Genomic DNA, 15386 nt, shown 5'->3' on the forward strand with positions numbered 1-15386 from the left:
CAGCTGTTCCCATAAACCACATCAACTGCTTTAAGCCGACCAGGTGCATAAGGTACCGTAAATTCAGCTTTATGCTGCTATTCGTTAGTCGTTGGTAGCCAAGACCTTTTATCGAGGCATGGGCTATCTTTGCTTTACCGGTGAATGAGGAATGTAAATAGAGATATGGTAAGCTCTTTCTGTTTGTCATTTCAGGCAAATGTAAAGTGGGAGACCGGCTTTTCATAATTGTAGTTCGGTCATTTCAAATTCCAATAAAGTACGTAACGCTGTTTATCAATCTGGTAATAGGGAATCATAGTAATGGGCCTGGCTCCCACGTCTTTCGTTTCGAATGTAAGCTGCTTCCCCGCCAATGGTGTTAGCCACTCAGTCAATTTCCGTTTTTTTACGGTTAGCGAACTGATAACATCTTCTGGGATATTATATTTTACAAATTCCAGTTGGTCCTTAGCAAAAGGTGCAGGCGGATTTATTCCGTCGGTACCCATATCCCCCGCCAGCAATAATGGGCCGTAAGCGATTGCGGCCACCTTTGCATTATCATTTGCTGGGATCAATCGCAATGACATTGGAAAATTAACAACCACTTTATCACCGGTTTTCCATACTCTTTTTAACTCGATATAACTTCCGGGTTTTTCTGATATCTTAACCATTTTACCATTTATTGTAATCTTAGCACCTGACATTGCCCAATGCGGATATCGGATATATAACGAAAATGGAATCCGCGGTGGCGCTTCCTTTACGGTAAGGTTAGTCACACTTTCTTCGGGATAGCTGGTTTGTTGAACGATTTTAAAACCTTTCTCGCCCCAGTTCAATTCCGATGGGATAAACAGATTAACATAAATGCCATTATCCGTATGGTAATAAATACCTTCTGCATATTTAGCATGATTTTCAAAACCAGTGCCAACGCAACACCAAAAGGAGTCGTCGTGTGAACTATAAGTCTTGAACAAACCGGGCTTTAAGGATTGTAAGTAAGTCACCATACCGGTTCCCGCTTCCTGCGATGGTAATATATGATTGTATAAAGCACGCTCATAATAATCTGCATACTTTGCATCCGCCGTCCACGTAAACAAGTGGCGCGTCAGTTTTAGCATATTGTAGGTATTGCAGGTTTCGGTGGTAGTGGCGGTAATATGTTTCGAGATTTGATCAGGCGTAAAAAAAAATTCCTGATCGCTGTTACCGCCGGTTGCAAAGGTATGATGATCGATAACCGTCTGCCAAAAAAATTCAGCAATCGTTTTTAGCGTGTCATCATGTGTAAGTTCATATCCGCGCGCCGCACCTATTATTTTAGGAATTTGAGTATTAGCATGAAACCCTGCCAATTTATCTTCCTTGTTTGCTAAAGGGTCAAGAATAGCGTGATGATAAAAAAGTTCTGCTAATCTTTTATCGTTCTTGTTCCCCGTTATAGCATACAAATTATAGGCAACTTCACTCATTCCGCCAAACTCAGTTTTCTCCATTGTGCCCAATTGTTGAGGTGTTAAAGGCTCAAGCTTATGAAAAGCCCATCCGCTCATCTTTTCTGCAATATCCAAAGCCTGCTTGTTGCCTGCATACAGATACATATCGGTCAGTCCTGCCATCACTTTGTGGATCGTATACCAGGGTGCCCACACCCACTCACCCTTAATTGCCCGGTTGATAAATTGTTTTGGGAAAGCACTTAGGTAACCACCTTCATCCAAAACCTGCTGGCACTCCGCAAGTGCTGTCACCAACGAATCGGCTTTTTGTTTGTAAACCATCTCACCTGTTGAAGCGTACATCAACGCAAGTCCCGAAAGTATATGGCCCATAATATGTCCACGTAACTCACAATTTGGTGATTCCCATCCACCAAGAGGTTTAGCATTAGATGCGATACCGGCATTTAACCGCCAAGCATGCAACAAGCTTGCGTTACTAATGCTTAACATCCAGTTGGCATCGCGTTCCATATTATCTTTGAAACGGCTGTCTAACAATTTAATATTATTCAAGTTGAAACTTTGAGCTTTGGCAGTGATGTTCGGTTTAATCATCTCCATATGCTGATGTTGACCGATGTATTGAGAATATGCCGGTATGCTGAAAAACAATCCGATCGTAAAAATCCGGGTTTTGCGCAAAGCCTGCGCGGTAATTCGTTTCATATGTTGGTTTGTAATTAGTGTGAAAATAACAATAATATATTCACAGTAGCAATCACCTTTCAGAATATTTAGGAACTATAAAAGAACCAAACTGGTAGGTCCTTTTACGGAAATGCAGCTTCATGTGGACGTTCCGGAGCCATTGACCAGCTCGTTCCGGAATAAAAAACAAATTATTCCGAAACACACTTTGGCCATATTAATTAATTGACGATTAACCAGGCTTTTCTTATTGCTGACACAACTCGGTGCTCTAAAGAGTAAAGAATAGACTGACCAAACCTTCCAGAATGTTCATCAGGAAGTTTATTATTTTACTCATTTACGCATTTTTACTGTTATGTTATTGATTACTTTTGCTATTTTCATCAACCCGTTATTTGGAGTTTGTAAACCCAATCACTTTTGGGTAACTCCCTTCCATTCATCAGTTCTGAAGGGTACGGCCGGCAGCCCTTCTTTGTTAACAAGGTTACAAACGGGGTTGTCGGCCCACGCGTAACGTACAGCTACCGGTATATTTACCTTATCCGAACTAACTATCACCTTATCACCTTCGATCCTGGCCGATGCCCAATAGAATTTTTTATCATCTCCGGCAATCGCAAATCCTTTTAGTGAAGCAGTATCACGGGTTGCAAGCCCCGAACCGGTCTCAGTAAAACTTATGATTATATCTTTACCCCTGACAACGAAGTTTTTATACATTGGCCCCGAGGCGATAACATCTTTCCCATATACTTTTTTTTCCGCTATCAGCGCCAGCCTGCGTCCTACCTCCTGCTTATTTATCGGATGAATACTGCCGGCATCGCCAATATCTATTATGCAAGCCATGCCTGTGTTGGGTTGTGACAGTGTTAGTGTTTGTGCTTCCCTCAGTTCAGCCCATTCGCTTTCAGCAGGAAGCGGATTTTTTTTTTGAAGTTTGCCAACTGAACATATAAAAAAGGAAGGTTATCTTGATGCCAATGTTGTCGCCAGTCGTTGATCAGCATTGGGAATAATTTCCTATAGAGGTAAGCTTCAGTATCATTTGCCTCGCCCTGGTACCAGATAAACCCTTTGACCCCAAAAGGAATTAACGGATTAATCATGGAATTAAATAGTACCGCGGGGTAATTTTGATAATTGTGAATTTTAGGAGTGGCCGGTTCAATATTTGTTTTATACAACCATTTTCCTGCTAAAGAAATCTTAGCATCTTCACCGGCAATATAAATATTTTCGGCAGGAGGGTTCAATCCGCCGCCGCCCCACAGCATAGCCATTCTTATAGCAATGGTATTTTCCCCGTTTTTAACCAGGCCGGCCGGAATGGTATAAGATTGTTTTGGATTGCTATTCCAAATAGCTTTGCATATTTCGGCGCCGTTAAAATAAAGAGAGTAATTCATTTCAGGGTGACCAATATTCAATATCAATTGTTTTCCTGCAAAAGATGCGGGTAACACAATTTTTTTGCGTAACCACATCATCCCTTCATATTTTCCAATCCCAAAATCTTTAACCAGCCTGGGCATATCAACCGCAGTCCAGCCAGAATCATCGTACTCCGGTGATGGAACGGTTTTATCAGCATTATTCTGTGGATGATAAACGATGTCCCAAAAACGGATCATATCCAGGCTATCTTTTACAATATTGTTTTGAGTCAGGGTATCACTTGCGAGCATTTTTGCCCTGGTAGCAGACGATGAAAGCTGCATTTCCCGGCTTGTCCATGCCTGTACCGGCGTTCCGCCCCAGGTGCTTTGAATGATACCGATTGGTACGTTTTGTTCTTTATGAATCTTACGGGCAAAATAATAGGCCACGGCAGAGAACTGCTTTACATTATTTGGGTCGCATAGTTTCCATTTACCTGCTAAAAAATCAGATTGAGGAATAAGTTTAATATCGTGTTCTACAGTAAGAAAGCGGATTTGAGGAAAATCTGCTTTAGCAATTTCATTCGGAGCATCCTGCGCTTGCTGTACCTGCCATTCCATATTGGATTGACCCGAAGCTATCCATACATCCCCGATGAGAATCCCTGTTAATTTGATTGCAGAGTAGGGCTTTCCTGATTCAGAAATATTGAGATCATAAGAGCCACCTGCCTTAAACTTCGGCAAATACAATATCCATTTGCCGTCTTTACCGGTTTTTGCTTTTGTACTTGCTTTACCAAGCGTTGCAACAATCAAAGAACCCGGAGTTGCTTTACCCCAAACAGGAATGTTTATACCTCTTTGCAAAACCATATTATCGCCAAACACTTTTGCCAAAGTTACCTGGGCATAACCGGATGTTTGAAAAAAGTAGAATAGTGTAAAAAACACTAATAATATCCGTTTGTTTATTTTCATTGTTTTATTCAAGTAGCGTGAACGCTGATATTGTTGTTAGTTAATTAATAGGCTTTATTTTCAGGGGAAATGGAATCTGTTATATGAAAAAAGTCAAAGTCGGCCGCACCACCTATATCTTTTGTCGCATAATTAAACAAAGCAAAACGATAGCCCATGAAATGCGGGAAGGTATAGGCCATTTTTAATTGTGTGCCCAATGGTATCCACGTTTTCCCGTCCAGGCTATAAAAAAAATCAGCCACGTCTTTTCTGTTCGTAAAATTGCATTCAGCCTTAAAGTATACTACCTTTTGATTTAAGGGGATTTTTTGTGCTTCTACAGGTTTTCCAGTACTTGCATTGATCATGACGACGGCTTTGCTATCTCCGGTTATTTTGACACCTGCCAATCCGTAATTTTTTTGCAGAAGTCCCAAACCTGCAAAATCACCATCTTTCATATTAGAAACGTCGAGCGAAACTGTCCCGGAGCATACCGGGCCGATAGTGCGTTGTGTCAGTGAATTCCGTGCCGCCAGGAAATTGGTGTCAATCCTGCCAGTGGTGAGTCGTAAATACCCTTTCCGCGCGGTAACAGACCACAAGCTATTATCCGGGTTATGGTTCCATTGCCAAACCAGCGGTAATGCCCGTTCGCCTTTTTTACGGGTAAACTCGTCCGAAGCAACAATGCCCGGGATCAAACCTTTACCGGCCGGCAGGTCGAGTGTATCGGTCACTTTGCCGCCGGTGCCCAAAACGGGCCATCCATCCACCCATTTTACAGGGACCAAATAGGGAATACGGCCCACCGAGCCAAAATCACGGAACAAATAAGCATACCAGGCCCCATTTGGCGCTTCAACCAACCCACCTTGTGCCACACCCAGATCCTGAAGGCCAATTCGTCCTTCGTACGGACCGGTGATTTTATCTGCCCGGTGTATGATAACAGTGCGTACGTGGCCCGGTGGCCATGTAATATTGAAAAGGTAATATTTGCCGTTTATCTTAAACAGCTGAGAGCCCTCCGGACCGAGGCCGGTACCGCCCGAAGGCACGCCTGCCTTTTTAATGATAATTTTGTCCGTTCCGCCGGGTTTTATGCCAGAAAGATCGTCCTTTAATTCAACTAACCTTAAATCTCCGCTTCCGCTAATCATATACACTTTTCCGTCATCGTCAAAAAACAAGGAGTGATCACCCAGGTCAGGGGCAAATGACCTTGCTTTCCATGGACCTTTTTCGATATTTTTAGTACTGTAAATGTGCGTTTTATTGGTATTTGCAGAAAATGTGCTTACATAATAGGTACCATTATGGAAACGAATAGAACTTGCCCACGAACCCGCCCCATATGCGTTTTTACCATTTGTGAGATTTAATGCATCAACGTTTCCTAAAGTATCGTATGCATAATTCACCAGCTTCCAGTTCACCAGATCGTTCGACTTCATAATCGGTACACCGGGACTCATGTGCATCGTTGTGCTGCTCATATAATAGCTATTGCCTACACGTTCTATTGATATGTCTGGTACATCTGCATAAATAATAGGATTAGTGGCTTTTTGCGCGTATAAACACGGCGCTATAAGTGTGATAATTAAGGCCGTCATCCATAACCTGTAAATCGCATTTCTCATTCTGGCATTTGTTTTTTTGTCCTGATATATTCTTACCTGGTTTTAATTATTTAGTTAATGTATTTATTTGAAGCACGCTTACTGAGTATGGGTCGAAAGTCCTTGTGAATTTAGCGCCGGCCACTTTTATTTTGGAGGTAACCGGAACTATTTTTACCGGATCGCTAATTGTGTTCGTATCTTCGGGTTTATCACCTTTTATTACTACCAGGATACCCTCTGGTGATAAATTTCCGGCCCCTTTTAAATCAATATCAACCTGCTGCGGCTTTCCTGTTGCATTTACTACTTTAAGAAACAGTTTTCCTGTTTTGGTGTCCCGGGTAGCTACATAAAACATGGCTGGTATAGGTTCAGGCATTTTGTTCGCCGCGCTGTCTTGCTTAGTGGCAGGCCGCGTTTGGGTTGGTATATTGGCTCCCGCTATAGGCACCACTTTATTGCCGATATAGCTGTTAAACATCTTTTGCACATAATACGATGGTGAACCAAAACTTGTCAATGCATCATAACCTATCAGGTTTGACTCCCATTGCCATGCTTTCGGCGCGGTTGCGGTAGCCTTATTTACATTTGCCAATAAAGGCGCGTAGCATGAGCGGATAACGAGGTCTGAGTTACGTTCCATACCGGTCATCCACGCGGCATCACCGAGGGCAGCATTCAAAGTGGTGGTGGGCATGCCTTCCGTTGTTGCCCATTCACCTACAAACACTTTATATCCATTGCGGTCGTAGTTATCGTAATGTGCCGCGTCCTCTTCCATCCCCCAGGCATTCCGGTAATAATGTTCATCTACAATTTCGGGCTTGCGAATGGTTAATTTACCCCTGCTCCCAAGCCAATCCTTACCTCCGATGCTTGCAATACAGTGAAGGTTTGGATATTTGGCTTTAATGCCATCATAAAACTGGGCAAAACGTCCATCGTAACTGCCAGACGTGTCAAACCCGTCTTCATTACCAATCTCCACATAGCTGAGTTTAAAAGGCGCCGGGTGCCCATCTGCCGCGCGCTTAGCGCCCCAGTACGTGTGAACGTCGCCCGTAACATATTCAATTTCATCCAGCGCATCATCTACATATGGCTTTAAAAGCGGACCTGCGTCCACATGGTCCTCGTCGAGTGAATAGCCAGCATAAACGGCAAGCAGCGGTTCCATTTTCAGGTCTTCGCACCATTCTAAAAATTCAAGTAAGCCCATTCCATCAGAAGGGCGGTAGCCCCATGAGCCGGTATGACCGGGCCTCCCCTCAAGCGGCCCCAAAGTAGTTTTCCATGGAAATGCATCGTTCAATTTTGGACCTTCGAGGAAATTACCGCCGGGAAAACGTAAAAAACGGGGTTTCATATCAGCCAATAGCTTCATTATATCTATCCGGTTGCCATTCGGACGGTTATGATAAGTTGGTGGAAATAAAGACACGAGGTTAAAATAATAAACCCCGGTACGGTTTGTTGAAATAACAAAACGGGCGGCAGATGTTGGTTTAACATCTGCGCTTGTTGTTAATTTAAGTTCATATTTTTTCCAAAAGGTGCTTTTTACCAGATTAATAGTTCCCGAAGCATATACCGTTTTACCGTCATTGCTTTCTATACTTACGGTGATAGGCCCGGCCGTATTATCAGCAATTATCGGAACAGCAACTGTAGGCTTGGGATCCCATGGGCGGCCGGGGAGTGGTTTGCTTTCTGTGCCCTTAATATAAAAAGAAGCGTTATAAGTTGTATTAGGCAAAACAGGTATGCCCCAATAACCCTCATTTGCAATACCGGCCCGACCGCCGCCTGTATCCACTAATAGTCTCAAACAAGTAGTTAACGCGCTATTAATTGCATGGCGCCGCTGATCGATGGGTACATTGTCGGGGTTTGCGGCAACTAATTGAATTGTGGCCTTAGCGCCACCTTCCTTGATTACGCTCCATGCTTCCGGCGTATTTGGGTTGTCCTTAAATATCCGGTTTTTGATCAGCTCGGCATACAAACCTCCATCGTATGAATGGTTGATCTCTTCGGTCATCAACCCATACAGTTGCGGACTTACATTTGCACCGGGTTTAGTTAAATCAAGCGTAAGCTTAGGGTTTTGCGCTTTTAAACTTGTTGCAGTGAATAGAAACAGGCACAAGCTTGAAATGGATAATAACTTTTTCATCGTGAAATTTAATATTATTTATTGTGTTTTTCACACTTATTTTACAAAATCAACGGGGCATTCCCATTGAAAATTATTTCTGAGTTTATCAGCATTCCGATAGCCTGTATGTCCAGTTTACAGATTTTTCCATAAACTTCACACAGCTTTCTGAAATGAGCTTATTTAACCAGGATTTTTACTGTTTTTGAAATATTGCGTGATGAATTACCTAATTGAAGAACATATTCGCCGGCTTCCGCATTCCACGCTTTTTTTGATTCATCATAAAAAGCCAGGTCGGCAACCTTTACATCCAGTTCTACCGTTTTTGTTTCGTCGGGTTGCAGAAATACTTTTTCGAACCCTTTAAGTTCTTTTTCAGGGCGCAATACTGAACAAACCGGGTCACTTATATATAACTGCACCACTTCGGCTCCATATCTGCTTCCGGTATTTTTGATCCTAAACCGGGCATGGATGGTTTCATCTTTTTTATAGCTTGATTTGTCGGTGGAAAGTTTACTGAACGAAAAATCAGTATAGGAAAGACCATATCCAAAGGGAAACTGTGGTTCAATTTTCCTGGTATCATACCAGCGATATCCAACCAGCACACCTTCTTTGTAATCAGCTGTAGCACCGGTACCTGGATAAGTATTTAAGGCAGCAGCGGGAGAATCTTTTAAGGATACAGGAAAAGTAAACGGCAACTTACCCGACGGATTGATAACACCTTTTAGTACATCGGCCAGCGCGTTACCGGCTTCTGATCCGTTAAACCATGACCAGACAACCGTATGATTGGATCTTTTGATTTCATTCAGATCATATGGCGCGCCGGCCATCATGACGATAATGGTATTCGGATTAACGGCTGTAACCGCGTTAACTAATTCCTGCTCGCCAAAAGGCAGTTCCAGGCTTTTACGGTCATGGCCTTCACTCTCATATTCCCGATTTGAGCCGATACATAAAATAACCACATCGCTGGCCTTTGCAAGCGCTGCAGCCTCATCGATCAGCTTCTGATCGGGTTTATCATAGCCTCGGTTTTGTTCGTCGGTTTTACTTGCCAGGTAATTGGCCCTGTAACCCTGCGCAAAACTGATACCGGATGTTTTGCCAAACCTTGATTTTATGCCCTCCAGGGCGGTAACCTCATATTTGGCCTTTACTCCCGCGCCATACCCTCCCAGGGCAAATGTGCGTACCGCATTATCCCCGATTACTGCAATGCGTTTGATTGCGCTTGTTTTTAATGGCAATAAATGATTGTCGTTTTTTAGCAGAACGATGGATTCTGATGCGATATCATAAGCGGCTTTCGCATGTTCTGGCGTAGCTATTGATCCTTTAGGATGATCAGCACTCATGGAGGTATGGTACATGAGCCATAAAATCCTGCGCACTTTATCGTCAATCGTTTTTTCAGAAACCTGGCCCGCTTTTACAGCGGCAAGCAATGGCTGGGCAAAGTACCACCGGTCATACGGTCCGCTTGATCCCATTTCAATGTCAAGCCCGTTATTGGCCGCAGCAACTGTATGGTGCGTCCCGGCCCAGTCTGACATGACCACTCCTTTAAAGCCCCATTCATTTTTCAGCACCTTATTTAATAAAAAATCATTCTCGGAACACCAGTAACCATTCACCTTATTGTAGGCCGACATAACCGTGTAAGCATTCCCCTGCTGTACGGCTGCTTTAAAGGCCGGGAGATAGATCTCGCGTAAAGCCCTTTCATCAACTATCGTGTTTACGCTGTCGCGGTTAAGCTCCTGGTTATTGGCGGCAAAATGTTTTATACAGGCTGCTACATGCTGGCTTTGGATTCCTTTGACAGATTGAACAGCCAATTGGCTGTTCAGATAAGGGTCTTCGGAATAATATTCATAGGTACGGCCGCAAAGCGGCATCCTGCAAATATTGAATGCCGGTGCAAGCATGACCATCTTTTTACGGGCATTGGCTTCCTCCCCTATCACTACGCCATACCGGTTGGCCATTACAGGGTTCCAGGTGGCGGCTATTGCCGAACCATTTGGCAGGAACATGGCAGAATCGGTTGTCCAGTTAGCCGAGGCCCAATCAAAACGTTTTATCTCTTCGCGTACGCCCAATGGCCCGTCATCGCAGGTGAGCTCCGGGATACCTAAACGTGGTACGCCCCCTGAAGAAAACAAAGCGTTGCCATGCAGCATCCCTATTTTTTCTTCCAGCATCATTTTCCTGATGATCCTGTTGATCTTCGTGGTAAGCGCCACCTCACTTTTGCTTTGTGCCGAAACTCCGCCAGCCACCAAAAATGCCATTATACAGGCAATCGTATATTTCATAATTATTTATTCCTTTAGGTTTTAACACATGTTTAAGTAGCGTGTAGTTGAAATCTTATTTTGAAAGGTAACGCATCCCATAATGTTCTAAACACTTTTGAGTTAACTTCTTAATAAGAACCAAGCCCTCGTTACACATTTTTTTCGACTCAGACGTTAAGATAGGGTTACTGAAGATAATAGGGTGCTCTTTAAGCAAAATACCAATCGTATCAAAATTCTCTATCAAAGCTTTAATTTCACTTTCATTTAATTCTGGCGCTTTTGAAATAATTTGATTTTCCATATCCCCTTTTTAACCAGGTATCATTTGCCTCGGCAATCGTCATGCGTTCAAATAGATCACTGTTGATTTCTTTCAGCTTACTTTAATATTACACTTTGTGCAAAGGTTCATTGCCTGATGTTGAAAATAATTTGCAGATTTTTGTATCATATTTTAGTTAGCGTCCGCATTAAGATCTCCGATGTTGAAAACAGAATTGTGGTAGTTAAAAAAATGCCGGAACCTCTCGGTAAAGGCCCCTGGCATTCACTTATAAATAAACAACTAAACTCTCTCTCTTATTTAATTTTCATTACTTCTGATCTTTTATCGTAAAACTTAGCGTATTTTTAAAGTTTAGCTCGCCAGAAACGTACTGTCTTATCTGTTCACAGTACCGCTTCCAGTGAAAGCTTTAATCCAACATTACTGTTTATATCCTGCTTTTAATGGCATCCATCATACGCTGATCAAGCACTTTGCCTGGCTCTCAAAAGAAAGGCGTAACGGTTTCACCGAATCGGCAGCAACAGCCCTTTGATCGAACATCTGCTTATAAATAGCATCAATAAACCAGCAACCGGACTAATAAAATTTCCATTCATCAAACAAAAAACCCTCTCCATTAAATACAAAATAGATATTCCTTACTCCTTTATCTATGTTCAGTCCTATTTGCTTTGAGAGCGTAGTCCATTCCTTCGCATCACATACAAGAGAAACAAGAGCCGGGCCTTTAAGATTATTTACATAAACATCAATTGTACCTTTTCCTTTCACACGGGCTTCGAATTTGGCAGGAATCTGTTTGCTAAAATCGGCTCCCCGAACCATGAGACATTGTTTATCTATTTGTCCTTTGGCAACCATATTACCCACAACACCAACAGTATCGAACTGGACGTGCCCCGAAGTGCCTGCGGTGGTTTCTGCTTGCTGCAGAACGAACGGATTTAATAGATTAGTTTGTGACGGACCTTTAAAAGTTGCGTTGATCATGGGTATATTCACGCCCCCCCCTTCATCCACCGGTGCTTCTTCGATACCCACATTACGAAAACCACCCTTAGTGTTAAAATAATCCTGTAAATACATGGCATGGTAAGCAAGATAATATTTCCCTTTAAACTTGAACAAATGACTGTGATTGTTTGTCAAAGGCCCCACGTTAACGTCGCCGGTATTCTTAAAGTAATTATCGCGATACTTCCAACTATTCGGATCTAATGGTGTTTTACTCGTCATATAAGATATGTTGCATGCGGTTGGTTTAGCAATATTGCTATAAGGCCATTCAGTGCGTTCATCCCAACTCGTACAATAGCTATAAACCCAGGTTCCATTGATAAAATTAAGGTCGCTGGCCTCATTAAAATAAGGAGCGGGTATTTTAGAAATACTGCTGGCCAAACTGATCATATCTACTCCTAATTTGACGATTCTGGCATTATCCGGCATATATTTTGTTTTAGGCTTTCCGGCTCCAAAAACCAGCCAGCCTGTACCTTGGTCGTCAATCATAGCTCCGGGATCGAATGGAACATCGACATCTACACCGGGAACAGAATGGTCGACTATGTTCTTTCCTAATGGGTCTTTCCAGGGGCCAACGGGAGAGGTGGAAGTAAGCACGGCTGAGCCAGCACCGCTATTGGAGTAATACAAATAGAAGTGCGTCTTACCATCTGCTTCCAGTCTGGATGTAATGGAAGGCGCCCAGGACGTAAAAGTCCATGGCGCCAGCTTTGCTGTATTTATGAGGCCATGATAAGTCCAATTGACCATATCATCGGAAGACATCATGACCAGTGTACGGATATACTCGTAACTATTTTTCCCATCCTTTCCTACCTTCTCATACTGTTGTTGGTCATTCGTGGCATACACATAAATTCTTCCATTGTATTCTATAGCTGTTGGGTCGGCCGTAAACATAAAATCTAATAAAGGATTCCCATTATTGGTGAGAAGTTTCGGCGAAATTTTTGCGAATTTTGCTTCCAGATCTTCATTATCTGGCTGTGAAACTTGAATTTGCTTTATATCACCATTCGAAGCGTTGATAGTCACAATCGCCTCGCGGCCAGCCCCCGTGTTGTTAGCGTTCGCGGTTAATTTAAGCGTAACATTTCCCGGGCCTCCCGATGACTGACTTATGGTGAACCATGGAGATGAGATGTTGACCGCCGCTGTCCAATTACCATTTGTAGTAATGGAAAGATCAGAACTACTTCCTTTCGCCTCAAAAACAACTTGCAAAGAAGAAACAGTGAGTTGAGGCTTCATCGCTTTCTTTTTACAGGAAAAAGAAAGCGATGGGACCAAGAATAGTAAGACTAAAAATATACCTTTTTTCATATTTATTATATTGTTCATTTTTGTTAGGAGCTGTTTAAATTTGATTTGTTAAGAATGCTGTGAATGGTTTTGACAGGCAGATAAGCGAAGTTTCGCAGCTCTTATTGCATAAAATCACATCTTACAGACCTTAAAATGCTGCCAAGTCCTATCATAACATTTTTCAAATTACCTTTTTTAAGCAGTTTCTTAGTTTAATTTATCTTTTCACAATCAATATCAATTATATACGTTAAGCTAAATTTTTTAAAGTTAGCTCACCGGAAAACGGTACTGTATAGCCCATTCACAGTACCGCTGTTCCAGTAAAAGCTTTTAATCCACCATTACTGTTTATATCCTGCTTTAATGGCATCCATCATACGCTGGTCCTTTACCACATTATTAGATCTATCTAACATAAAACCTATCTCCCACCAGAATGGATGAAGGCCATTCGCAACAGCCGTTTTGGTCGCAAAAGTTGTCCAATAATCCACAGACTTGTTGTGCATATCCAGATCCTTAGGAAGATAATTGCTATTGGTGGCGGCAGTCCTCCTCCAGACAGCATATTCACCCAGCATCACAGGGATACCTTTATCAACAAACTTCTGTTTCATCATTTGTAATTCAGAAGTGATTGCATCCTCTTCTCCATAGGTGGCGTTACGGTCCGGCTCAATAGTAGAATGATTCCCGGCGCCCCAGTAATAAACCATTTTGCCCCAACTTGCATCTCCATCCGTTAAAATCGTAAATGCAGCAGGCGTGTAGTCATGCACCTCCACCATCAACTTGTTAGGGATCTTGTCTGTTGGGAGCGTATTCATCAAGTCATTAGTTTTATTAGGGTCGGTGTGAGGCCCCTGCACAACCAGCACCCGGTAACTGTTCCTGCCCCCGGTAGAGCGAACTGCATTAATAAATGTCTGGTGGTAACCATTGAGTATGGCCATCTGCTCGGCATTATCCGCCGCAGGTTCATTCGCGCCGGCAAATATAAGGTGCTCATCAAAATCACGCATGGTTGTAGCAATTTGCTCCCAAATGGCCTTTTGCATCGCATTAACGGAATCTTTCTTTAACGCATTGACATTATTTTCCAGCCAACCATTATCCCCGTGAGCATTAAGTATCACATACACATCATTAGCCACACACCATCCAACCACTTCTTTCACCCGCGCAAGCCAGGCCGGGTCAATTGTTGCCTTTTTCCGATCGCTTAAATGACTCCAAACCCAGTTACAGGGAATCCGTACAGCATTGAAACCTAAACTTTTTACAAATTTCACATACGATTCGGTCATTTTACTACTCTGCCAATCACCTTCGTTTGGAGACTCCATGGTATTACCAAAATTTAGCCCCATCTGCATTTTTGCTGCCAGTTGCACGGCGGTACTGGTCATTCCGGTCATATCTGGCGCTATAGGGAATGTATTATAACCTGGGTATAAGGTGGGGGCCTGAGAAACTATCACCCTTCTTGCCTGCCCGTTGGAAGAACTTATGAATAAAATACCAGAGCGGGATGCCGTTGTAGCATTTTGTGATAATGTTGTTAAATGAATAACAGTGTTGCCGCTTTGGCCTGATGTTGTACTTAATTGCAACCACGAAAAAACTGGGTTGTCGACGCTCCAATCGGCATTAACTGCAACGGTTATGTCCTGGCTTCCACCATCTCCTGTAAAATTTATTGTAGACGCACTAACTGTTAGTTGCGGGTCAAGAGTTTTCGCCTTTTTGCATGCCAAAAGAGCGATAATCGTAGTAAGAAATACTAAGGATTTAAAAAAACTGTTTATTTTCATTTTTGTCTTAATCTTTATTTAAAATACCCCACTGAACAATACTGTTCAGTGTTTTTTTTCTTCAGCCACAATAGGCGTATTAACGGAACGGTTTATATTAACTAAATCTGCCTATCCAAAGCTCTGCACCATTTTAACAGATTGATGGTCACTCCTAATCGCCCATAATTAATGGCATTCTCTTATCGGCAAACATTGATTTTTACTTATATCAACCTGAACTATATACAATCCTGATTTCAATGAAGATCCCATTGACAATTAGCTTAAAGTTTTATTGTCTCTACTTTTCTTCCAAGTATATCAAAAATGGAAACACAAAATGGTTGATCAGAATTTACAAC

General features: G+C 42.5%; 9 protein-coding genes. All 9 read right to left on the reverse strand.

What is annotated here, in order from left to right; translation table 11 throughout:
- Positions 1-239: 239 nt before the first annotated feature.
- Positions 240-2162: a beta-L-arabinofuranosidase domain-containing protein gene (locus ACNURT_RS16085; protein ID WP_419698560.1), complete on the reverse strand. Its 1923-nt coding sequence runs from the start codon at positions 2160-2162 to the stop codon at positions 240-242.
- Positions 2163-2561: 399 nt separating this feature from the next.
- Positions 2562-2999 carry a hypothetical protein gene (locus ACNURT_RS16090; RefSeq protein ID WP_419698561.1) on the reverse strand — a complete coding sequence of 146 codons (438 nt, stop codon included), beginning with the start codon at positions 2997-2999 and terminating at the stop codon, positions 2562-2564.
- Between the two features lie 41 nt (positions 3000-3040).
- Positions 3041-4513 carry a sialate O-acetylesterase gene (locus tag ACNURT_RS16095; protein ID WP_419698562.1) on the reverse strand — a complete coding sequence of 491 codons (1473 nt, stop codon included), beginning with the start codon at positions 4511-4513 and terminating at the stop codon, positions 3041-3043.
- Positions 4514-4557: 44 nt separating this feature from the next.
- On the reverse strand, positions 4558-6141 hold the full coding sequence (locus ACNURT_RS16100; protein WP_419698563.1) for a glycoside hydrolase 43 family protein: 1584 nt from the start codon (positions 6139-6141) through the stop codon (positions 4558-4560).
- Between the two features lie 46 nt (positions 6142-6187).
- Positions 6188-8302: an alpha-L-arabinofuranosidase C-terminal domain-containing protein gene (locus ACNURT_RS16105; protein ID WP_419698564.1), complete on the reverse strand. Its 2115-nt coding sequence runs from the start codon at positions 8300-8302 to the stop codon at positions 6188-6190.
- A gap of 161 nt (positions 8303-8463) precedes the next feature.
- Positions 8464-10620 (reverse strand): glycoside hydrolase family 3 C-terminal domain-containing protein, encoded by a 2157-nt coding sequence (locus ACNURT_RS16110; RefSeq protein ID WP_419698565.1) that lies wholly within the window; start codon positions 10618-10620, stop codon positions 8464-8466.
- Between the two features lie 55 nt (positions 10621-10675).
- Positions 10676-10906 carry a hypothetical protein gene (locus ACNURT_RS16115; protein ID WP_419698566.1) on the reverse strand — a complete coding sequence of 77 codons (231 nt, stop codon included), beginning with the start codon at positions 10904-10906 and terminating at the stop codon, positions 10676-10678.
- Between the two features lie 564 nt (positions 10907-11470).
- Positions 11471-13243: a family 43 glycosylhydrolase gene (locus tag ACNURT_RS16120; protein ID WP_419698567.1), complete on the reverse strand. Its 1773-nt coding sequence runs from the start codon at positions 13241-13243 to the stop codon at positions 11471-11473.
- 326 nt (positions 13244-13569) lie between these two features.
- A complete protein-coding gene (locus tag ACNURT_RS16125; RefSeq protein WP_419698568.1) occupies positions 13570-15042 on the reverse strand; it encodes a cellulase family glycosylhydrolase in 1473 nt (490 codons plus the stop codon).
- Positions 15043-15386 lie beyond the last annotated feature (344 nt).

The sequence above is a fragment of the Mucilaginibacter sp. NFX135 genome (assembly GCF_048565145.1).
Classification (GTDB): Bacteria; Bacteroidota; Bacteroidia; order Sphingobacteriales; family Sphingobacteriaceae; genus Mucilaginibacter.